This is a genomic window from Hallerella succinigenes (assembly GCF_002797675.1).
GTDB classification, from domain to species: Bacteria; Fibrobacterota; Fibrobacteria; order Fibrobacterales; family Fibrobacteraceae; genus Hallerella; species Hallerella succinigenes.
In genome coordinates, this window is record NZ_PGEX01000001.1 from 1610327 (window position 1) to 1627885 (window position 17559).

At 50.4% G+C, this 17559-nt stretch carries 31 protein-coding genes; 30 read left to right on the plus strand and 1 reads right to left on the minus strand.

The genetic code is table 11. The features are described 5' to 3' along the window. The first annotated feature begins 2 nt into the window (after positions 1-2). The 30 genes from rplC to BGX16_RS07445 all read left to right on the plus strand — a co-directional run bounded on the left by rplC (position 3) and on the right by BGX16_RS07445 (position 16345). Positions 3-620, plus strand: coding sequence for a 50S ribosomal protein L3 (rplC, locus tag BGX16_RS07300; RefSeq protein WP_100425455.1), 618 nt, complete (start codon positions 3-5; stop codon positions 618-620). After that, positions 620-1243: a 50S ribosomal protein L4 gene (gene rplD, locus BGX16_RS07305; protein WP_100425456.1), complete on the plus strand. Its 624-nt coding sequence runs from the start codon at positions 620-622 to the stop codon at positions 1241-1243. Before rplC ends, rplD begins: the two co-directional genes overlap by 1 nt. Next, a complete protein-coding gene (gene rplW / locus BGX16_RS07310; RefSeq protein WP_100425457.1) occupies positions 1240-1542 on the plus strand; it encodes a 50S ribosomal protein L23 in 303 nt (100 codons plus the stop codon). The genes rplD and rplW overlap by 4 nt, the downstream gene beginning before the upstream one ends. Positions 1543-1544: 2 nt before the next feature. Beyond that, positions 1545-2378 carry a 50S ribosomal protein L2 gene (rplB, locus tag BGX16_RS07315; protein ID WP_100425458.1) on the plus strand — a complete coding sequence of 278 codons (834 nt, stop codon included), beginning with the start codon at positions 1545-1547 and terminating at the stop codon, positions 2376-2378. 3 nt (positions 2379-2381) lie between these two features. Beyond that, positions 2382-2663, plus strand: coding sequence for a 30S ribosomal protein S19 (gene rpsS, locus BGX16_RS07320; RefSeq protein WP_100425459.1), 282 nt, complete (start codon positions 2382-2384; stop codon positions 2661-2663). Continuing rightward, positions 2663-3019, plus strand: coding sequence for a 50S ribosomal protein L22 (gene rplV, locus BGX16_RS07325; protein ID WP_100425460.1), 357 nt, complete (start codon positions 2663-2665; stop codon positions 3017-3019). Before rpsS ends, rplV begins: the two co-directional genes overlap by 1 nt. Positions 3020-3022: 3 nt before the next feature. Further along, positions 3023-3688, plus strand: coding sequence for a 30S ribosomal protein S3 (gene rpsC / locus BGX16_RS07330; protein ID WP_100425461.1), 666 nt, complete (start codon positions 3023-3025; stop codon positions 3686-3688). A 3-nt stretch (positions 3689-3691) separates the two neighbouring features. After that, positions 3692-4105, plus strand: a complete 414-nt coding sequence (gene rplP, locus BGX16_RS07335; RefSeq protein WP_100425462.1) for a 50S ribosomal protein L16 — start codon at positions 3692-3694, stop codon at positions 4103-4105. Further along, positions 4105-4299 carry a 50S ribosomal protein L29 gene (gene rpmC, locus BGX16_RS07340; RefSeq protein ID WP_100425463.1) on the plus strand — a complete coding sequence of 65 codons (195 nt, stop codon included), beginning with the start codon at positions 4105-4107 and terminating at the stop codon, positions 4297-4299. Before rplP ends, rpmC begins: the two co-directional genes overlap by 1 nt. Positions 4300-4316: 17 nt before the next feature. Beyond that, positions 4317-4571, plus strand: a complete 255-nt coding sequence (gene rpsQ, locus BGX16_RS07345) for a 30S ribosomal protein S17 (RefSeq protein ID WP_100425464.1) — start codon at positions 4317-4319, stop codon at positions 4569-4571. A 24-nt stretch (positions 4572-4595) separates the two neighbouring features. Further along, on the plus strand, positions 4596-4964 hold the full coding sequence (gene rplN, locus BGX16_RS07350; RefSeq protein ID WP_100425465.1) for a 50S ribosomal protein L14: 369 nt from the start codon (positions 4596-4598) through the stop codon (positions 4962-4964). Next, on the plus strand, positions 4964-5269 hold the full coding sequence (rplX, locus tag BGX16_RS07355; RefSeq protein WP_100425466.1) for a 50S ribosomal protein L24: 306 nt from the start codon (positions 4964-4966) through the stop codon (positions 5267-5269). The genes rplN and rplX overlap by 1 nt, the downstream gene beginning before the upstream one ends. Before the next feature lie 10 nt (positions 5270-5279). Continuing rightward, the gene (rplE, locus tag BGX16_RS07360) at positions 5280-5822 is read left to right on the plus strand and encodes a 50S ribosomal protein L5 (protein WP_100425467.1); all 543 of its coding nucleotides are present in this window, start codon (positions 5280-5282) and stop codon (positions 5820-5822) included. An 8-nt stretch (positions 5823-5830) separates the two neighbouring features. Continuing rightward, positions 5831-6016 carry a type Z 30S ribosomal protein S14 gene (locus BGX16_RS07365; protein ID WP_073305497.1) on the plus strand — a complete coding sequence of 62 codons (186 nt, stop codon included), beginning with the start codon at positions 5831-5833 and terminating at the stop codon, positions 6014-6016. Positions 6017-6029: 13 nt separating this feature from the next. Further along, positions 6030-6422 (plus strand): 30S ribosomal protein S8, encoded by a 393-nt coding sequence (rpsH, locus tag BGX16_RS07370; RefSeq protein ID WP_100425468.1) that lies wholly within the window; start codon positions 6030-6032, stop codon positions 6420-6422. 8 nt (positions 6423-6430) lie between these two features. Next, on the plus strand, positions 6431-6970 hold the full coding sequence (rplF, locus tag BGX16_RS07375) for a 50S ribosomal protein L6 (RefSeq protein ID WP_100425469.1): 540 nt from the start codon (positions 6431-6433) through the stop codon (positions 6968-6970). Between the two features lie 9 nt (positions 6971-6979). Then, positions 6980-7351: a 50S ribosomal protein L18 gene (rplR, locus tag BGX16_RS07380; protein WP_100425470.1), complete on the plus strand. Its 372-nt coding sequence runs from the start codon at positions 6980-6982 to the stop codon at positions 7349-7351. Positions 7352-7361: 10 nt separating this feature from the next. Next, a complete protein-coding gene (rpsE, locus tag BGX16_RS07385) occupies positions 7362-7844 on the plus strand; it encodes a 30S ribosomal protein S5 (RefSeq protein ID WP_241899490.1) in 483 nt (160 codons plus the stop codon). Positions 7845-7854: 10 nt separating this feature from the next. Continuing rightward, positions 7855-8034: a 50S ribosomal protein L30 gene (gene rpmD / locus BGX16_RS07390; RefSeq protein WP_100425472.1), complete on the plus strand. Its 180-nt coding sequence runs from the start codon at positions 7855-7857 to the stop codon at positions 8032-8034. A gap of 2 nt (positions 8035-8036) precedes the next feature. Continuing rightward, complete coding sequence (gene rplO, locus BGX16_RS07395) at positions 8037-8480, plus strand: 50S ribosomal protein L15 (protein ID WP_100425473.1); 444 nt, start codon at positions 8037-8039, stop codon at positions 8478-8480. A 2-nt stretch (positions 8481-8482) separates the two neighbouring features. Beyond that, positions 8483-9844 carry a preprotein translocase subunit SecY gene (gene secY / locus BGX16_RS07400; RefSeq protein WP_100425474.1) on the plus strand — a complete coding sequence of 454 codons (1362 nt, stop codon included), beginning with the start codon at positions 8483-8485 and terminating at the stop codon, positions 9842-9844. Further along, positions 9844-10062 carry a translation initiation factor IF-1 gene (gene infA / locus BGX16_RS07405; protein ID WP_100425475.1) on the plus strand — a complete coding sequence of 73 codons (219 nt, stop codon included), beginning with the start codon at positions 9844-9846 and terminating at the stop codon, positions 10060-10062. Before secY ends, infA begins: the two co-directional genes overlap by 1 nt. A gap of 24 nt (positions 10063-10086) precedes the next feature. Further along, a complete protein-coding gene (rpmJ, locus tag BGX16_RS07410) occupies positions 10087-10203 on the plus strand; it encodes a 50S ribosomal protein L36 (protein ID WP_100425476.1) in 117 nt (38 codons plus the stop codon). Positions 10204-10211: 8 nt separating this feature from the next. Beyond that, a complete protein-coding gene (gene rpsM / locus BGX16_RS07415) occupies positions 10212-10580 on the plus strand; it encodes a 30S ribosomal protein S13 (RefSeq protein ID WP_100425477.1) in 369 nt (122 codons plus the stop codon). An 11-nt stretch (positions 10581-10591) separates the two neighbouring features. Beyond that, a complete protein-coding gene (gene rpsK / locus BGX16_RS07420; protein WP_100425478.1) occupies positions 10592-11029 on the plus strand; it encodes a 30S ribosomal protein S11 in 438 nt (145 codons plus the stop codon). A 21-nt stretch (positions 11030-11050) separates the two neighbouring features. Further along, the gene (locus BGX16_RS07425) at positions 11051-12025 is read left to right on the plus strand and encodes a DNA-directed RNA polymerase subunit alpha (RefSeq protein WP_100425479.1); all 975 of its coding nucleotides are present in this window, start codon (positions 11051-11053) and stop codon (positions 12023-12025) included. A gap of 5 nt (positions 12026-12030) precedes the next feature. Continuing rightward, positions 12031-12510, plus strand: a complete 480-nt coding sequence (rplQ, locus tag BGX16_RS07430) for a 50S ribosomal protein L17 (RefSeq protein ID WP_100425480.1) — start codon at positions 12031-12033, stop codon at positions 12508-12510. Positions 12511-12608: 98 nt separating this feature from the next. After that, positions 12609-13793, plus strand: a complete 1185-nt coding sequence (locus tag BGX16_RS07435) for a polysaccharide biosynthesis/export family protein (RefSeq protein ID WP_100425481.1) — start codon at positions 12609-12611, stop codon at positions 13791-13793. 6 nt (positions 13794-13799) lie between these two features. After that, on the plus strand, positions 13800-15002 hold the full coding sequence (locus tag BGX16_RS07440; RefSeq protein ID WP_100425482.1) for a GumC domain-containing protein: 1203 nt from the start codon (positions 13800-13802) through the stop codon (positions 15000-15002). Positions 15003-15082: 80 nt separating this feature from the next. Continuing rightward, positions 15083-16345 carry an O-antigen polymerase gene (locus BGX16_RS07445; protein WP_157797925.1) on the plus strand — a complete coding sequence of 421 codons (1263 nt, stop codon included), beginning with the start codon at positions 15083-15085 and terminating at the stop codon, positions 16343-16345. Here BGX16_RS07445 and BGX16_RS07450 read toward each other — a convergent pair. Further along, entirely contained in the window at positions 16274-17518 is a 1245-nt protein-coding gene (locus BGX16_RS07450) for an MATE family efflux transporter (RefSeq protein ID WP_100425484.1), read from the minus strand. The two genes, BGX16_RS07445 and BGX16_RS07450, sit on opposite strands and share 72 nt — an antisense overlap. Between the last annotated feature and the right edge of the window lie 41 nt (positions 17519-17559).

Sequence of the window (17559 nt, forward strand, 5' to 3'; positions counted from 1 at the left end):
AAATGAACGGTATTCTTGCAAAGAAGCTGGGAATGACCCAAGTATTCACGGATAACGGAGAATGCGTTCCGGTAACGGTTCTCGAAGCTGGTCCGTGCGTGGTCGTTTGCCACAAGACTGAAGAAAAAGACGGCTATACCGCAATTCAGGTCGGTTTTGGTCTCGTCAAGGAATCTCGCGCAGATAAGGCAACCATTGGTCACTTCAAGAAGGCTAACCTCGATGTTCGCGGTTATCTCGCTGAATTTGACGTGGAAAACCTCGAAGAATGGCCGATCGGCAAGGAATTCGGCGCTGCTGATTTCGCAGAAGTGAAGACTGTTGACGTTTCGGGTATCTCGAAGGGGCATGGTTTCTCTGGTACTGTGAAGCGTCACGGTTTCCACACGGGTCCTCGTGGTCACGGTACTCACAACATCCGTGAACCGGGTGGTCTTTCTGCTCACTCTTATCCGGGTCGTGTTTTCCCGGGTAAGCGTATGGCTGGTCAATATGGTAACAAGAAGGTCACAGTCAAGCACCTCCAGGTGGTCAAGGTTGACGGTGAACGCAATTTGATCTTTGTTCGCGGTGCTGTTCCGGGCCCGAAGAATGGAGTCATCGTGGTGAGGAAAGGCTAATGGCAAAGGCAAAGCTCTACGCCGCTAGCGGCGAATTTAAGAACGAAATCGATCTCCCGGCCGTTTTCGATACTGAGGTTAACAAGGTCTGCATTTACTTGCACATCAAGGCAATCCTCAACAACCGTCGTCAGGGTACTGCTCAGACCAAGACTCGCTCTCAGGTCAGCGGTGGTACGACAAAGCCGTGGAAGCAGAAGGGTACCGGTCGCGCTCGCGCTGGTCAGAACACTTCCGCAATCTGGGTCCGTGGTAACAAGGCTCATGGTCCGAAGTCCCACGACTACTTCGAAAAGGTGAACAAGAAGGTGAAGCGTCTCGCTTTCCATTCTGCCCTTTCCGACAAGGCTCAGGAAGGCAAGATCCTCGTGTTCGAAAGCCTCTCTTTCGAAACTCCGAAGACCAAGGACTTCCTCTCTGTGGTTAAGAAGGCTGGCCTCGAACAGCGCAATGCGCTTTTCCTCGTCGGTTCGAACGATAAGAATCTCCGTCTCTCCTCCGCCAACGTTCCTTGGGTTCGTACGGCTCGCGTGCAGGACGTGAACACTTACGATCTCGTTCGTGCAAACAATATCGCGATCTCCCAGGAAGCTCTGGGTGAACTCACTGGAGGTTCCAGATGAAAGAACTCCACGAAATTCTGAAAGAACCGCACATCACTGAAAGTTCTTCCAAGAATATGGTTAACCCGCGCACGGGTGTCCACCAGTATGTTTTCAAGGTCGGTCTTGATGCTACCAAGCAGGAAATCAAGAATGCAATCGAATCCCGCTTTGGCGTGAAGGTTGATTCCGTGAATACCTTGATCAACCGTGGCAAGATGAAACGTGTTCGTATGGCTGTAGGCAAGAAGTCCAACTGGAAGAAGGCTTACATCACATTGAAGGCTGGCAACAAGATTGCCGAGTTTGAAGGAGTGTAACTATGGGTCTGAAAAGCTATAGACCTCTTACCCCGACTCTGCGTTACAAGCAGCTGAACGATAAGAAGGAAATCACTGCTGACAAGCCGTACAAGCCTCTTACCGTTGGCAAGAAGCGCAGCTCTGGCCGTAGCAACGTTGGTGAAATCACTTCCCGTCGTCGCGGTGGTGGCCACAAGAAGGCTTACCGTATTATTGACTTCAAGCGTAATCGTGTTGGTATTCCGTGCACGGTTGAAACGATTGAATACGATCCGAACCGTTCTGCGCGCATCGCTCTCGTGAAGTATGCAGATGGCAAGCGTCAGTACATCATCGCTCCGGCTAACATCAAGGTCGGCGATGTGCTCAACTCCGGTGTCGGTGCTGAATACCGCATTGGTAATGCTCTTCCGCTGAAGGACATTCCGCTCAACGCTACGATTCACAACGTCGAAATGATTCCGGGCAAGGGTGCTCAGATTGCTCGATCCGCCGGTGCTGGTGCGGAACTCATTGCGAAGGATGGCAAGCTCTGCCAGGTCCGTCTCCCGAGTGGTGAAATCCGCTACATTCCGGAAGATGCTCTCGCAACGATCGGCCAGGTTTCCAACATCGACCACATGAATGAATCTTCGGGTTCTGCAGGTCGATCCCGTTGGCTCGGTATTCGTCCGTCCGTTCGCGGTGTCGTGATGAACCCGGTCGACCACCCGCTCGGTGGTGGTGAAGGTCGAACCTCTGGTGGTCGTCACCCGGTTTCTCCGTGGGGCAAGCCGGCCAAGGGTAAGAAAACTCGTAACAACAAGCGTACAGACCACTACATCGTGCGTCGTCGCCAGAAGAAGAGGGCATAAGCTATGTCGAGATCCCTTAAGAAAGGTGCTTTCGTGGATTCCCACGTTTTGGTCAAGACCAAGGCGATGAACAGCTCCGACAAGAAGCAGCCCATCAAGACCTGGTCCCGTCGTTCTACCATCATTCCTGATATGGTCGGTTTGACTTTTGCTGTGTACAACGGCAAGCAGTTCATCCCGGTTTATGTGACGGAAAACATGGTTGGTCACAAGCTCGGTGAATTCTCTCCGACCCGTACCTTCCGCGGTCACCGTAAGGTTGAAACTGCAGGAGGATCCAAGTAATGAAAGCTACAGCAAAAGTAAAGAATATCCGCTACGGTGTGCTCAAGCTCCGTTTGGTTACGGATTTGGTTCGTGGCAAGTCTGTTGATCAGGCTTTCGCAATTCTCTCCGTTCTTCGCAACAAGAAGAAGGGTGCTCCGATCGTCGAAAACGCTCTCAAGTCCGCTGTTGCGAACTTCAAGCAGAAGGCTCCGGGTGCAGTCACTACGGAAGAACTCAAGATCGATTCCATCTATGCTGATGGTGCTACGATTATGAAGCGTATGCGTCCGCGTTCCCATGGTAGCGCAGACCGTATCGCCAAGCCTTTGTCCCACTTGACCGTCGTTGTTGCTGACAACGCTGATAAGGAGTAAACTATGGGTCAGAAATCTCATCCGTATGGTCTTCGTCTCGGCGTTATCGATGACTGGCAGTCCAAGTGGTATGCCGAAAACGATAAGTTCGCAGACTTCCTTTATGAAGATATCGTCCTCCGTCGCTACTTGATGAAGCGCTTCGAACATGCCTCCCTTGCTAAGGTAGGTATCGAACGCACCGTCAAAAAGGTGAACGTGAACCTCTTCACCGCCCGTCCGGGTGTCGTGATTGGTAAAAAGGGCGAAGAATTGGATCGTTTGAAGAGCGAACTCCAATATCTTACCGGCAAAGAAATCTATATTAGCGTCCACGAAATCAAGCGTCCGGAAGCTGATGCGAAGCTCGTTGCCGAAAACATTGCTCGTCAACTTGAAAAGCGTGTTTCCTTCCGTCGCGCGATGAAGCGTGCGATGCAGAGTGCAATGCGCATGGGCGTCGAAGGCGTGAAGATTCAGTGCGGTGGCCGTCTCGGTGGTGCTGAAATCGCTCGTGTTGAAAAGTATGCTGAAGGTCGCGTACCTCTGCACACCCTTCGTGCTGATATCGATTATGCAACTGCTACCGCTAAGACCGTTTACGGTTCTGTCGGTATCAAGGTCTGGATCATGCACGGCGAAAAAATTGGTAAGGACGTTTTCACGGCCGAACCGAAGAGAGAGAAGTAAATTATGCTGAGTCCTAAAAGAACTAAGTTCCGCAAAGAACAGAAACGTCGTATGAAGGGACGTGCCACTAGCGGTGACACTCTCGCTTTCGGCGTGTACGGTATGCAGGCTCTCGAAAAGTGCTGGATCACGGCACGTCAGATCGAAGCTGCTCGTATTACGATGCCCCGTACCATCAAGCGTGGTGGTCACGTTTGGATCCGCATTTTCCCGAGCAAGCCGGTTACGCGTCACCCTGCCGAAGCCCGTATGGGTAAGGGTAAGGGCGCTGTCGAATTCTGGGCTGCAGTGGTTCTCCCGGGCCGCATCATGTTCGAAATGGATGGCGTTGATCGCGATCTCGCTTTCAAGGCTCTCCGTGATGCAGCACAGAAGTTGCCGATCAAAGTTAAAATCGTGGAGGCTTCGGAAATTTAATGAAAGCATGCGAACTCAAAGAATTGAGCACCGAACAGCTTCAGGAAAAGCTCTCTCAGCTCAACCTCGACTTGTTCAACAACCGGTTCTCTGCTAAGACTGGCAACAGCGTAGAGAAGCCTGTGACGGCACGCGCTATCCGTAAGGACATCGCACGCGTCAAGACCATTCTTACCGAAAGGGCCAAGGCTTAAGCCGGCAGGAGCAAAAAATGGATAGAAACTCTCGTAAAGTGAGACAGGGTGTCGTTTCGTCTAGCGCTATGGACAAGACGATCACGGTTGTGGTTGAAGACCGCAAGCGTCACCCGATTTACAACAAGATCATGAAATCCACGTCTAAGTTCAAGGCTCATGACGAAAAGAATGAAGCCGAAGTGGGCGATACCGTGGAAATTATGGAAACCCGTCCCCTTTCCGCAACGAAGCGCTGGCGCTTGGTTCGGATCGTGGCTAAGAAGAAGTAATCCTTCTGGAGTAAGGCGAATACTATGATTCAAGAAGAAACAAGACTGGTCGTGGCCGATAACAGCGGTGCGAAAGAAGTCGCCTGCATCCGAGTTTTGGGTGGATCTAACCGACGCTATGCCAGCATCGGTGACGTCATCAAGGTAGCTGTCAAGGACGCTATCCCCCAGAGCAAGGTGAAGAAAGGCTCTGTTGCAGATGCTGTCGTGGTCCGTACACGCAAGGAAATCAGTCGTAAGGACGGATCCCTGATCCGTTTCGATGATAACGCTGTCGTCCTCATTACGAAAGACGGCGAACCCCGTGGAACCCGTATCTTTGGACCTGTGGCCCGCGAACTTCGTGACCGCAATTTCACAAAGATTATCTCTCTCGCACCCGAGGTGCTCTAATGTCTAACATCAAGAAGAACGATAACGTGAAGGTTATCTCCGGCTCCTATAAGGGAAAGACCGGTGCCGTGCTCAGCGTTGATCCGAAGAAGGGTCGCGTGATTGTTGCTGGCGTGAACGTTCACAAGCGTCATGAAAAGCCGAGCCAGACCAATCAGACTGGTGGCATCGTTGAAAAGGAACTCCCGATTGACATCTCTAACGTGATGCTTCTCGAAGGTTCCACTCCGGTTCGTACTCGTCGTGTCCGTGAAGCGGGCAAGAAGAGCGTTCGCGTGAGCGTCAAGTCCGGAAAGGCTCTGTGAGGTCGTAACAATGAGCACAATGAAGAAAGATGTTTACGAAAAGACCGTCGTTCCGGCTCTCCAGGAAAAGTTCGGTTATAAGAACGTAATGCAGATTCCGCGTCTGCAGAAGATCGTTATCAACATGGGTGTTGGTGACGCAGCTTCCAATCGCAAGATCTTGGACGAAGCGCTCGACACACTCGCCGCTATCACCGGTCAGAAGCCGATCGTGACGAAGGCTCGCAAGGCTATTTCCAATTTCAAGCTCCGCGAAGGTCTTGGAATCGGCGCTAAGGTGACCCTCCACGGCGAAAACATGTGGGATTTCCTCTATCGCTTTATCAACATTTCCTTGCCGCGTGTGCGTGACTTCCGTGGTCTTCCGCGTCGCGGTTTTGATGGCAGCGGTAACTACACGCTCGGCATCAAGGAACAGTCGATCTTTGTGGAAATCGATATTGACAAAATCTCTACGACTCTCGGTATGGACATTTCCTTCGTGACTTCCGCTAAGACGGACGACGAAGGTCGTGCTCTGCTCGAAGGTCTTGGTCTCCCCTTCAGGAAGTAAGGTATACCATGGCAAGCAGAAGAATGATTGAAAAGTGCAAGCGCACTCCGAAATACACGGTTCGTGGGTATCATCGCTGCAAGCGTTGCGGTAGACCGCACGCTTACATGCGTCGCTTCGGTTTGTGCCGTATTTGCTTCCGCGAAATGGCACTCGCCGGTGAAATCCCGGGTATCACCAAATCTTCCTGGTAAGGAGCATTAAAAAATGGCAACAGATACAATCGCCGATATGCTCACTCGCATCCGCAATGCCGTCGCGGCAAAAGCGCCTGTGGTGGACATCCCTGCCAGCAACCAGAAGCGTGAAATCGCTCGCGTTCTGCAGGAAAAAGGTTTCATTAAGAAGTTCGTCGTCGTTGAAGATGGCAAGCAGGGCATCCTCAAGATCCTTCTCCGCTACACGAACGGCGTTCCGGCAATCCAGGGCATCCAGCGCGTTAGCCGCTCGGGTCTTCGTATGTACAGCGATGTAGCGAAGCTTCCGCGCGTCCGCAACGGTCTTGGCTATGCTATTATCTCCACTTCTAAAGGTGTGATGACCGATCACGAAGCTCGCAAGGAAAATGTGGGCGGCGAAGTCATCGCAAAGGTCTGGTGAGGTAGAAGATGTCTCGTATCGGAAAAGCTATCATTCATATCCCTGCAGACGTTAAGGTTGCAGTGGATGGACAGAACATCCAGGTCGAAGGCAAACTTGGCAAGCTCTCTACCAAGGTGCACGACCTCATCAAGATCAACCTCGACGGTGACAAGCTTTCGTTTGAACGTCCAGATGATTTGAAGTTCAGCCGCGCAATTCACGGCACGACCCGCGCTCTCGTCGCTAACATGGTCGAAGGCGTTTCCAAGGGTTTCGAAAAGAATCTTGAAATAGTCGGTGTCGGTTACCGCGTGGAACAGAAGGGCAAGGATCTGAACCTTGTTCTCGGCTTCTCCCACCCGGTTATTTACAAGGCTCCGGAAGGAATCACCTTGAAGGCTGTTGATCCACTGAAGATCAGCGTCACTGGTATCGATAAGCAGAAAGTTGGCCAGGTTGCAGCAGAAATCCGCAAGTACCGTCGTCCAGAACCGTATAAGGGCAAGGGCGTTAAGTACGTTGGCGAATATGTCCGCCGCAAGCAGGGCAAGAAGACAGGTAAATAAGGTAACGTTATGGCTGTTATTGCAAAGAAAAGACTTGAGTCCAGAATTGCGCGTCATGCACGTGTTCGCAAGACCGTCAACGGTACCCCCGAACGTCCGCGTCTTGCTGTCCGTCGTACGCTTTCTAACATGATCGCTCAGATCATTGACGACGTTTCTCACAAGTCCTTGGTGCAGGTTTCTACCTCTTCTAAGGATTTCCAGGCTAAGTTTGGTGAACTCACAAAGACCGAACAGAGCAAGAAACTCGGTAATCTCATCGCTGATGAAGCGAAGGCTAAGGGCATCTCTGCTGTTGTCTTCGATCGTGGCGGTTACATTTATCACGGTCGCGTTCAGGCTCTCGCAGAGGGAGCTCGTGAAGGCGGACTCCAATTCTAAGAGGTACACTTTGGAACGCGAAGCTCAAGTTTCTGAATTTGAAGACAGAGTTGTGCACATCAATCGCTGTGCCAAGACCGTGAAGGGCGGCCGTCGCATGTCCTTCAGCGCTCTCGTTGTCGTCGGCAACAAGAAGGGCAAGATTGGTGTTGGCCTCGGCAAGGCTAAGGAAGTTTCCGAAGCTATCCGTAAGGGTACCGAAGCGGCTCAGCGCAACCTTATCGAAGTGAACGTTCAAGACGGAACCATTCCGCACGACATCGAAATCAAGTATGGAGCAACTCGCATCCGCTTGATTCCGGCTGCTCCTGGTACTGGCGTTATCGCCGGTGCTGCGGCTCGTGCGGTTTTGGAACTCGCTGGCGTCCACAACATTCTTACCAAGATCTATGGTTCTTCCAATCCGAGCACCGTGGTGCAGGCTTGCATCGAAGGTCTCACTTCTCAGAAGAACAAAAATGACTACGCTGTATTGCGCGGTCAGAACGCCTGAGGTCTAAGAAATGAAAAAAGTGAGAATTACCCAAGTTAAGGGAACGATCCACACCCAGCCGAAGCATAGAGCGAACATTGCTGCTCTCGGTCTTCACGGTATTGGAACCTCTAACGAAATCGAACTGAATCCGGCTATCCAAGGCATGATCAATGCAGTTCGTTTCTTGATCAAGGTCGAGGAGATTTAATCATGCAACTCAATAGTATCAATGCTGCCAAGAGTGCCCTTACGAAGGGACGTAAGCGTATCGGCCGTGGTCCGGGCTCCGGTTGGGGTACGACTGGCGGTCGTGGTCAGAAGGGTGCTGGCGCTCGTAAGAGTGCTAAGGCCGGTCGTGTTGCTTTCGAAGGTGGCCAGATGCCGATGCATCGCCGTATTCCGAAGCGCGGCTTCAAGTCCCAGTTCGTGCGTGATACGCAGATCGTGAACCTCAAGGCTATCGAAAACTCCGGCGTTGTTGAATTCGACGCAAAGGTTCTTTTCGACCAGGGTCTCGTCCGCAGTGTCAAGAAGCCGATCAAGGTTCTTGGTTACGGCACGATCACTAAGGCTGTCACTCTCAAAGTCAACGCTATCAGCGAAAAGGCCAAGGCGGCTGTTGAAGCTGCTGGCGGCAAAGTTGAGATCGTCTAATAATGGAAGCTCTGAAGAAAGCTATTGACGGTTTCGTCAACGCCTTCAAGATGGAAGACCTGAGGAAGAGAATCCTCTTTACCTTGGGGCTTCTTATCGTGTATCGCATCGGCTCGCATATCACCATTCCGGGTGTGGATGCTACGGTTTTGGCTGAATACTTCCGTAACAGTAACAATATGTTCGGTTTGTATGACTCCTTCACCGGCGGTGCTTTCGCTAAGGCTACGGTTTTTGCCTTGGGCATTATGCCGTACATCAGCGCAAGCATTATCATCCAGTTGATGGGATCGGTGATTCCTGCGATTCAGATGCTTCAGAAAGAAGGCCAAGAAGGTCGCGCTAAGCTGAATCAGTATACGCGCTACTTCACGGTTCTCCTCGGTGCTCTTCAGGGCTGGGGCGTGGCCGTTTGGCTTTCTAGCTTGAAAATTTCCACCGCAACCGGTACAGGTGTTTCTGTGCTTACGGACGGTTTCCAGTCCGGGCTTGGAAATATCGGCTTCCGGTTACTTGCTACGCTTACCTTCACCACGGGAACTATCTTTGTAATGTATCTCGGTGAGAGAATCACTGCAAAGGGTGTTGGTAACGGAATCTCCCTGATAATCTTCGCCGGTATCGTAGGCGGACTTCCGAGAGCATTCTTCCGCGAACTTGAAATGTTTACCGAAGGCATTCAGCCGCTCGCTATCGAAATTTTCATTTTGGCAGTGGTTGTGGCTATCATCGGTTTCATCGTGTACGTGGAACAAGCTGTTCGTCGTATTCCGCTTCAGAGCCCGCGCAGAGTGGTCGGACGCAAGGTGATGGGTGGCCAGGCTAGCTATTTGCCGTTCAAGGTGAATACGGCTGGTGTCATTCCGGTTATCTTTGCTTCTTCCATTATGTTCGTGCCCGCGATTATCGCTTCGTGGATGCCAAACGTGAGCTGGGCTCAAACCTTTGCAAGCGTCTTCATTCCTGGCCATCTCACGTATAGTGTGATTTTCGCCGTGCTGATTATCTTTTTTACTTACTTCTATACGGCTATCCAGTACAATCCCACTGACATTGCGGATAACCTCAAGAAGTCGGGTGGTTTTATTCCGGGCATTCGTCCGGGAAAGAAGACCGCTGAGTATATTGACCACATTTTGACTCGCATTTCGCTTCCGGGATCCATTTTCCTGGCTGTAATTAGCGTTGGTCCGCTTCATTTGAAAGACGCTTTGAATATGTCTTTCTATATTGGTGGCACCTCGGTCTTGATCGTGGTCGGTGTTGCGTTGGATACGCTTCGTCAACTCGAAGCCCATCTCAATACGAATAACTACGCAGGTTTCCTTAAACATGGCCGCATTCGCGGCAGGATGGCGTCCTAGTGGCTAAAGAAGAAGGCATTCAAGTAGAAGGCGTTGTGTTGGAAGCTCTTCCAAACGCGTTCTTCCGTGTTGGCCTTGAAAATGGTCACGAGATTCTCGCACATGTTTCTGGAAAAATGCGCCGGCATTTTATCCGCATCTTGCCGGATGACAAAGTGTTGGTCGAAATTTCCCCGTACGATCTGTCTCGGGGAAGGATCACCTACCGTTACAAGTAATAGGGACAAAAAAGGTTAGAACCTATGAAAATCAAAGCCTCCATCAAACCTAGATGTGAAAACTGCAAGATCGTTCGTCGCAAGGGCGTTCTTCGCATCATCTGTTCTAAGAATCCCCGTCACAAGCAGAGACAGGGTTAGGAGATTTTATGGCACGTATTGCTGGTGTCGACTTGCCGAGAAACAAGACCGTCGAGTATGGTCTGACGGCTATCTACGGAGTCGGTCTTTTCACCTCTCGTAAGATCTGCGCTCAGTTGGGCATCGATCTGAAGAAGAAGTGCGATGATTTGACTGAAGAAGAACAAGGTAAGATTCGTCACGTTCTCGAAGACGAATATTCTGTGGAAGGTCAGCTTCGTGCAGAAACGACCTTGAATATCAAGCGTCTTCAAGATATCGGATGCTATCGCGGAACCCGTCATATGAAGCATTTGCCGGCCCGTGGTCAGCGTACCCGTACAAACGCTCGCACTCGCAAGGGTCCGAAGAAGACCGTTGCTAACAAGAAGAAGTAAGGAGACGATCCGTGGCAGACGAAGAAGTTAAAGAAACCGTTCCGGCCGCTGCAGAAACTGCTGCTCCCGCCGAAGAAAAGGTTAAGAAAGGTAAGAAGCGTGTTGACGTTCAGGGTATCGCCTGCGTTAACGCATCCTTCAACAACACTATCGTGTCGATCACTGACGCTCGTGGCAACGTGGTTGCTTGGGGTTCTCCGGGAAACTCTGGTTTCAAGGGCTCCCGCAAGAGCACTCCGTTCGCGGCTCAGCTCGCTGCTGAAGCAGCTGCGCACAAGGCATACGACCTCGGCATTCGCAAGGTTGATGTGCGCGTGAAGGGCGCAGGTGGTGGACGTGAATCCGCCGTTCGCGCTATCAAGAACGCTGGCATCGAAGTGCTGACGATTCGTGACGTGACCGGTGTTCCGCACAACGGATGCCGTCCTAAGAAGAAGAGAAGAGTTTAATCTCAACAGGGGAAAACGCCAATGATGTGGAAATCTCTCCAAATGCCTCGCAGTTTCCAGAAAGTGGAAACAGGCGAAGACGGACGCTACGCCAAGTTTGTCGTGGAAGCCCTGGAACGCGGTTGGGGCATTACTGTCGGTAATGCTCTTCGCCGTACGCTCCTTTCCTCGCTGCAAGGTGCTGCAATCGTCTCCGTGAAAATCGCTGGAGTCGAGAAGGAATTCTCGTCTATTCCGGGAGTGAAGGAAGATGTCACGGACATTATCCTGAACTTGAAGAGCATTCGCGTTAAGCTGCTCTCCGACCACGACGAAACGCTTCGCTTGGATATGTCTGGCGACGGTGAAATCACCGCTGCAAACATCGAGGAGAATCCCAACGTGGTGATCCTTACCCCGGATGTCCATATTGCGACGCTCTCCGGAAATGCATCTTTGAGCATGGAGCTCAAGGTCTCTTCTGGACGCGGCTATGTGGTTGCAGACGAGTTGAAGAACCCGGACGCCCCGATTGGTGAAATCGCCATGGATGCAAACTTCAACCCGGTTTTGAAGGTTGCTATGCATGTGAGCGACACTCGCGTGGGTCAGAAGACGGACTACAACCGTTTGGAATTGGAAATCACGACCGACGGTTCCATCGATCCGGAAGACGCTCTTGCTTATGCAGCAAAGCTCCTTGTGGATCACTTGGAAGCCTTCATCAACTTCGAAGGGGATCTCGCATCTCCGGAAGAAATGGTTGAAGACGAAGAACGTCAGCGTATTGCCGGCCGTCTTCGTATGCGCGTGGACGAACTTGAACTCTCCGTTCGTTCCAGCAACTGCCTTCGTATGGCCAACATCCATACGATTGCAGAACTTGTTCGCAATAAGGAACAGGACATGCTGAAATACAAGAACTTCGGTAGGAAGTCCTTGGTTGAACTTAACGACGTATTGACATCGATGGGTCTCAGCTTCGGCATGAACGTCGATGAATACTTGAAGGATTAAGAAAAATGAGACACGGTGTAAAGAACAAGAAACTCGGTGTGAACGCACAACATAAGCGTGCCATCCTCCGTAGCCTCGCGACTTCCATCCTCGAAAAAGGCCTGGAAGAGGATCAGCTCAACCGCCCTGTGCGTACGACTCTCCTCAAGGCTCGCCTTGTCCGCGGTGTTGTGGATCGCTTGGTGACCTATGCAAAGAAGGGTGACCTCTCCGCTCGTCGTGAAGCCGCTCGTATAGTTCGCGACCCGAAGGTCCTCCAGGGACTCTTCAATGTGATTGGCCCGCGTTATAAGGACCGCAACGGCGGTTACACTCGCGTGCTGAAGCTCGGTCCGAACCGCGCAGGTGACGCTGCTGAAATGGCTTTGGTTTCTCTCGTTGAAGATGAAGTCAAGGCTAAGAAGGCTCCGAAGTCTGAAGCTCCGGCTGCCGATGCAAAGCCGATTGACATGGTCAAGGGCGCTGCTAAAGAAGCTGAAAAGTAAATCGTTCTAGATTTCACAAGGACCTGGCTTTAACGAGCCAGGTTTTTTGTATTTTATGACAACTATTGAATTCATGAATTCCTTGTGCGGAATAGGCTATGTTTTTTAAAAATTCCTTTTTTGGGCTGGCGATTCTCTTTTTCTGCATGGCGAGCTTCGCTGCGGATTTGGGATCTTTTCAGACACTCTCCCAGTCGGCAATTCCTTCGGCGGTCACTCGTAATTCGGTGACGATGCAGCCTAGCTATAGCGAAGGCGTTGTGGATTCCTCCTATAAGCTCGGGCCAGGAGATTATCTCGACATCACTTTGGAGAATACTTATCTCTCGGTAAAGGTTTATCCAGATGGAAGCATTATCATTGAAGAATGCGGATCGTTGAATGTGGCGGGGATGACCCTTTCGGAAGCCCGTGAAGCCATTTTGAAATTGGTTTCGAAACGTTATGACCCGAAGTATTGCTTTGTGCAGCTTGCGCAGTTGAAGAAAATTATTGTAAATGTGATGGGCGCTGTGCCGCATGTGGGGCAAGTGCAGGTCGAGGCGCAGACTCGTCTCAGCCGTTTGCTGAAAATGGTCGGTGAAATTTTGCCGGCGGGTCGCGATGAAGATGTGCAGGTGATTCGTGGAAAGGATACGCTCCATATCGACTTCTTGAAGGTGTCGAATGAGGGTGATTTTGAAAAAGACATTCTGATGGAACAGGGCGATCTGGTTTATGTGCCGTTTGCAGATATGAAGGGCTCGGTGACGTTGATTCTTTCGAACTACCGTGCGGCAATCCCGTATGAAGAAGGGCAGACGGTTGATTATTACTTCAATCGTGCGGGAGGAAATCGCATTCCGAATATCGGGTATCAGTCGGTGACTATCCGTGAAGGCGAAGGAAAGACATATTCTGTTCCGCTGCGCGATGCGGACAAAACGGTGGTGCCGAGGGGTGCCGAAGTGGAATATACGATGAAGCCGTTGATCGTGTATGTGGGCGGTGCGGTTGCTGGCGTGGGACGCCAGGATTACAACCCGTCTTGGCATGCGCTGGACTATATATCTGCGGCTGGCGTGACGACGATTACCGGATCCTTTGACCAGGTGAAGGTGATTCGCGGAGACCGTGAAACGATTTATGTGAATGCAACGGGCGATCCGATTCTTCCGGGTGACTTTATTGAAATTCCGAAGAGCACTTATGAACGCTTTAAGGACTTTACCTTGTTCATGGGGACCCTTCTGTCTGTTGTGTCTTCGGCACTTACCATTTATCTTTTCTACTATAACAAGTAATCTGCTATGGCTTCCGAAACTCCGGGTTTGACCGAAACTCTTTTTCGAATTCTCAACAACGACTTGAAACATTTCAAGTTGTGCTGTGCTCTCGTTTTGATTCCGACGATTGTCGTCTTTGTGTTGGTAATGTGGGTGATTAAGCCGACTTATGCTGCCAAAGCGGTGGTGACGCCTCCGCCTGACAATTCTTCGATGAGCACTCTTTCGGGCATGCTCGATGGGGAGCTTTCTTCTTATGCTTCGCTGCTTGGCTTTGCTTCGGGCTCGGTGGATGCGGATGCGATTTGGACGATTTTCGATTCGAAAGAATTGCAGGATATGGTCATTGACCATTTTAAGCTGGCGGAACATTACGAGTTCGATGGACAGTTCCGCGCAGATTTGTTGAAACAGTTCCGGAAGAACTTCGAGCTGTCTTTGACGGATGAAAACATGCTCGAAATTTCCATCGAGGATGAAGATTACAGGCTCGCTTCGGAAATGGCAACGTTCATGCTTGATAAAGCGGACTCGATGTTCAACGCGTTCAAGACCAAGCAGGCCCGTCAGAGCCGTGAATACTTTGACAACCGAATTGAACTTTGCCTGAAGATGTTGGATTCTTTGCAGCAGGACTTTGTCAAGTTCCAGGTGGACAACAATTTTTATGAGCCTGAAGTCCAGATGGAAGCGACCATCAACTACTTGAGCACTCTCCAGACAGAACGTCAAAGTGTCGCAGTGGAAATGAATTACGAAAGTCAGTTGCGAGGAACGGATTCCAAGCGTTACGGCGAACTTTCCAAGCGTTATAACTCGTTGAATACGGCGATCCATCAAACGCTCAACGGAAAGCAACAGTCGATGGGTTTGATTACTTTGAAGAAAAGTCCGCAGCTTGGCGCAGAATATATGCGCAAGCAAGAAGAGGTTAAGGTTCAGGCTGCTTTGTACAAGCTGCTTCGCCAGCAGAGCGAACAAATGCAGCTTGAAGAAGCGAAGAAGCTGACGAACTTGCACGTGCTTGAAGCTCCTTGGCCAAACGACAAAAAGGTTTCGCCACTCCGAGGTGCTTCTCTGATCTTTACGGTTTTTGTATCGATGCTTTTGGCGACGATTCTTTGCAACTTCATTGAACTTGTGAAATCCCAGAAGGGAACTGGTTCCTCGCTTGAAAAGGAATGGGCGACTTTTGTGGGATTCTTTAGAAGGAAGCGCGCGAACTAATGTTCGCATGGATTTCCGAATATCCTGAGACAACAGTCCTTGCCCTGATTGTGGTAGGGCTGTTGTTTTATGTCTGGAAAATGAAGAAGGATTTCTTTTCCCCTGCTTCGGTCTATATCTTTTTCCAGTGCATGACCCTTTCAATTGCCTATTTGCAGATGGACAAGGCGATGACGCCGTTCCATTTGAAGACTTGGGGCGTTTGGATTGGAGCTCTGGCTTCGTTTACGTCGGCATGCCTTTTGTACCAGTGGGTAGATTTCCAAAGAAATTCTCTGCAGAAAGAGCCTGAGGAAGATAGCTTTGAGAAAATACGGCGTTTTTATAATTGGAAGTGGCATTTTGTATTTGCCGGTGTAACGCTTACGCTTTATTTGGTGGGTGTTTTTTCGATCATCCAGAATGTGGGAACGTTGATTCTTTTTTCGGGTAATCCGAGTTACTGGACTTCGCCAAAAATCAATTATGGAATTTCGGCGCATTTGTTTTCCAGTGCGCCGCTAGTCGCGATGCTTTTTGGCGTTGGCATGTTCAAGTCTGTGAATCCTTTCCGTTTGAGCCGTTGGATTTCTCGCGTGATTGCTCCGTCGATATGTGTGCTTAGTGTCTGTGCGTATCCGAGCCGTACATCGCTTTTTATGTGCGTGGGATTTTTGGCCATTCTGTTTAATTTTTTGCGTAAGAGAATCTCTGTACTCTTGATTGCTGCGTTTCTTGCTCTCGGTATTTCCGCTTTCGTGTTTGTGGCTTCGGCGCGGTCTCAGTATGCGGGGAGCAATTCGATGCAATCGATGACGATGGATATGGCGATGACGATGCCATACCGATACGTGGCAAACAATTATTGGAATTTGGATTATGCATTGAATCCACCTACCGATCGGGAAATTCATCCCTTTACTTATGGAATTGACTTCTTCTCTGGAATGCTCGATTACCTTCGCGTTTCCGGGTCACTAAAAAACAGTTTTGGCTGGGATGGCGTTTTTAATGAAAGCGTCCAAAAAATTCCTGGATATAATACTACAGGATATCTGTGGGAAGTCTATAAAGATTTCGGTTTGTTCGGCTGCTTTTTGGTTCCGTTCTTAGTCGGGTTGGCGTTGTCGGTGTTCTATGCCCGGTTAAAACGGCAGATGACAATACGCAGAGTGATGCTGTACGTGATGCTGATTTATTTTGTCGGATTCTGGTTTTTTATCGCTGGCTATAAACAGGGTATTTTTTGGGTGTGGGCCGTTATTCTTTGGGCGGTATCGACGCTTTGTGATTTACGCCCGAAAACGCTTTGCCCGGGCGAAGTAGATAAAGAGCAGAATGCTGAGAGCCGCGTCGCCGGTTAGGGCGAGAATCGGGATATGCCAGTAGGAAATGCCGAGGGCCGGTAGGCCAAAGACGGTGCCGGCGTTCAAGATTCCACCTAAAAAGATCAGGAAGACGTAAGTCCAGAGGCGCTTTTCTTTGAGCATGGTTGCGACGAGACTTACACGGGTCGCTTGGAAAATCAGAGAAAAGACGAGCGTCGAAAAGCTGAATGCGCCGAATGCGAGAAGCTCCGGGTTTGCATGAATCGGCGCTGCGAAAAAGAGCGTCTTGATGCAGAATTCGGGGATTGTCCAGGCGGGGGAACAGCAGATCGCGATGAAAGCCGTGAAAACGGCGATGTCCTTCAAATGGAATTTGTCGTCATGGACTTCGTGCTTGGTGACGAGCGAGGACGAAATGAAATTCACCATCAGCCCTGAAGCCAGGACGATTAATTTGTTTGCATAATTATAGGCTCCGAACATTTCACGCGGAGCAAAAACGTCCATGGCGTAGAGTCCAAGGGGCAAGTAGAGGAAGCTTGCAAGGCTCGAAAGGGCGAAGGGGAATGCCTTGGAAAGCATCAGTCGGATAAAGAGGATGCTCCGATGGGTGAATTTGAAAATGACCGGGCGAAGAGCCGCAGTCGCTCCGAATCCCCAAGCGGGCAGGGCGGCAAGGACCATGGATAGGGCGATCCCTTCGATGCTTTCTATTTGGAGGAAGAAAAGTGAAAATCCCATGACGCTTGAATAGGAAATCGTATGCAGGATCTTCGCTACGAGCAGTTTTTTCCAGAATTTGCCGCAGATGAAATACCAGTCAAAGAATGCGTGTTGGAACAAAAGCCCGAAAGCCATGATGAATTCGCCACGGAATACTGGGTGGTTCCAGCGTACAAGGCACGCAAAAAGCATCATCAAGAGCATCGAACCGAACGTGAGAACGTACCGCAACTGGAACGCGGACGAAAGCATTTTCCCCTGCACGACCTTTTTTCCGAAGAAAGCGAGCAGGAGGGTTGCCGTTCCAAAATCGGCAAGAGCTGTGAAAATCGTATAATCGCTCTGGAGGATGCCGAAGTAAGCAAACGATACGTTTCCGAGGTTCTTCGCCATAAAATTGCTGACGAGAAACGCAACCCCTTGAATCAAAAGGTTGACCGCGGAAATGAAAACTCCGATGCGAATGGTACGAAAAGCGCTTGACACGCCCTTAAAATAATTGTTTCGCTCTCAAAAGAAATGCTTTT

Excerpts from the sequence above, each read along its gene's own strand:
- BGX16_RS07365 (WP_073305497.1), top strand. The coding sequence starts at position 5,831 with ATGGCAAGCAGAAGAATGATTGAAAAGTGCAAGCGCACTCCGAAATAC.
- BGX16_RS07445 (WP_157797925.1), top strand. The coding sequence starts at position 15,083 with ATGAAGAAGGATTTCTTTTCCCCTGCTTCGGTCTATATCTTTTTCCAG.
- BGX16_RS07440 (WP_100425482.1), top strand. The coding sequence starts at position 13,800 with ATGGCTTCCGAAACTCCGGGTTTGACCGAAACTCTTTTTCGAATTCTC.
- rplO (WP_100425473.1), top strand. The coding sequence starts at position 8,037 with ATGCAACTCAATAGTATCAATGCTGCCAAGAGTGCCCTTACGAAGGGA.
- rplX (WP_100425466.1), top strand. The coding sequence starts at position 4,964 with ATGTCTAACATCAAGAAGAACGATAACGTGAAGGTTATCTCCGGCTCC.
- rplE (WP_100425467.1), top strand. The coding sequence starts at position 5,280 with ATGAGCACAATGAAGAAAGATGTTTACGAAAAGACCGTCGTTCCGGCT.
- rpsH (WP_100425468.1), top strand. The coding sequence starts at position 6,030 with ATGGCAACAGATACAATCGCCGATATGCTCACTCGCATCCGCAATGCC.
- BGX16_RS07435 (WP_100425481.1), top strand. The coding sequence starts at position 12,609 with ATGTTTTTTAAAAATTCCTTTTTTGGGCTGGCGATTCTCTTTTTCTGC.
- rpmD (WP_100425472.1), top strand. The coding sequence starts at position 7,855 with ATGAAAAAAGTGAGAATTACCCAAGTTAAGGGAACGATCCACACCCAG.
- rpsM (WP_100425477.1), top strand. The coding sequence starts at position 10,212 with ATGGCACGTATTGCTGGTGTCGACTTGCCGAGAAACAAGACCGTCGAG.
- rplB (WP_100425458.1), top strand. The coding sequence starts at position 1,545 with ATGGGTCTGAAAAGCTATAGACCTCTTACCCCGACTCTGCGTTACAAG.
- secY (WP_100425474.1), top strand. The coding sequence starts at position 8,483 with ATGGAAGCTCTGAAGAAAGCTATTGACGGTTTCGTCAACGCCTTCAAG.
- rplN (WP_100425465.1), top strand. The coding sequence starts at position 4,596 with ATGATTCAAGAAGAAACAAGACTGGTCGTGGCCGATAACAGCGGTGCG.
- rpsS (WP_100425459.1), top strand. The coding sequence starts at position 2,382 with ATGTCGAGATCCCTTAAGAAAGGTGCTTTCGTGGATTCCCACGTTTTG.
- rpsQ (WP_100425464.1), top strand. The coding sequence starts at position 4,317 with ATGGATAGAAACTCTCGTAAAGTGAGACAGGGTGTCGTTTCGTCTAGC.
- rpmC (WP_100425463.1), top strand. The coding sequence starts at position 4,105 with ATGAAAGCATGCGAACTCAAAGAATTGAGCACCGAACAGCTTCAGGAA.
- rplF (WP_100425469.1), top strand. The coding sequence starts at position 6,431 with ATGTCTCGTATCGGAAAAGCTATCATTCATATCCCTGCAGACGTTAAG.
- rpsC (WP_100425461.1), top strand. The coding sequence starts at position 3,023 with ATGGGTCAGAAATCTCATCCGTATGGTCTTCGTCTCGGCGTTATCGAT.
- rplQ (WP_100425480.1), top strand. The coding sequence starts at position 12,031 with ATGAGACACGGTGTAAAGAACAAGAAACTCGGTGTGAACGCACAACAT.
- rplW (WP_100425457.1), top strand. The coding sequence starts at position 1,240 with ATGAAAGAACTCCACGAAATTCTGAAAGAACCGCACATCACTGAAAGT.
- rplD (WP_100425456.1), top strand. The coding sequence starts at position 620 with ATGGCAAAGGCAAAGCTCTACGCCGCTAGCGGCGAATTTAAGAACGAA.
- BGX16_RS07425 (WP_100425479.1), top strand. The coding sequence starts at position 11,051 with ATGATGTGGAAATCTCTCCAAATGCCTCGCAGTTTCCAGAAAGTGGAA.
- rplP (WP_100425462.1), top strand. The coding sequence starts at position 3,692 with ATGCTGAGTCCTAAAAGAACTAAGTTCCGCAAAGAACAGAAACGTCGT.
- rplC (WP_100425455.1), top strand. The coding sequence starts at position 3 with ATGAACGGTATTCTTGCAAAGAAGCTGGGAATGACCCAAGTATTCACG.
- rplR (WP_100425470.1), top strand. The coding sequence starts at position 6,980 with ATGGCTGTTATTGCAAAGAAAAGACTTGAGTCCAGAATTGCGCGTCAT.
- rplV (WP_100425460.1), top strand. The coding sequence starts at position 2,663 with ATGAAAGCTACAGCAAAAGTAAAGAATATCCGCTACGGTGTGCTCAAG.
- rpmJ (WP_100425476.1), top strand. The coding sequence starts at position 10,087 with ATGAAAATCAAAGCCTCCATCAAACCTAGATGTGAAAACTGCAAGATC.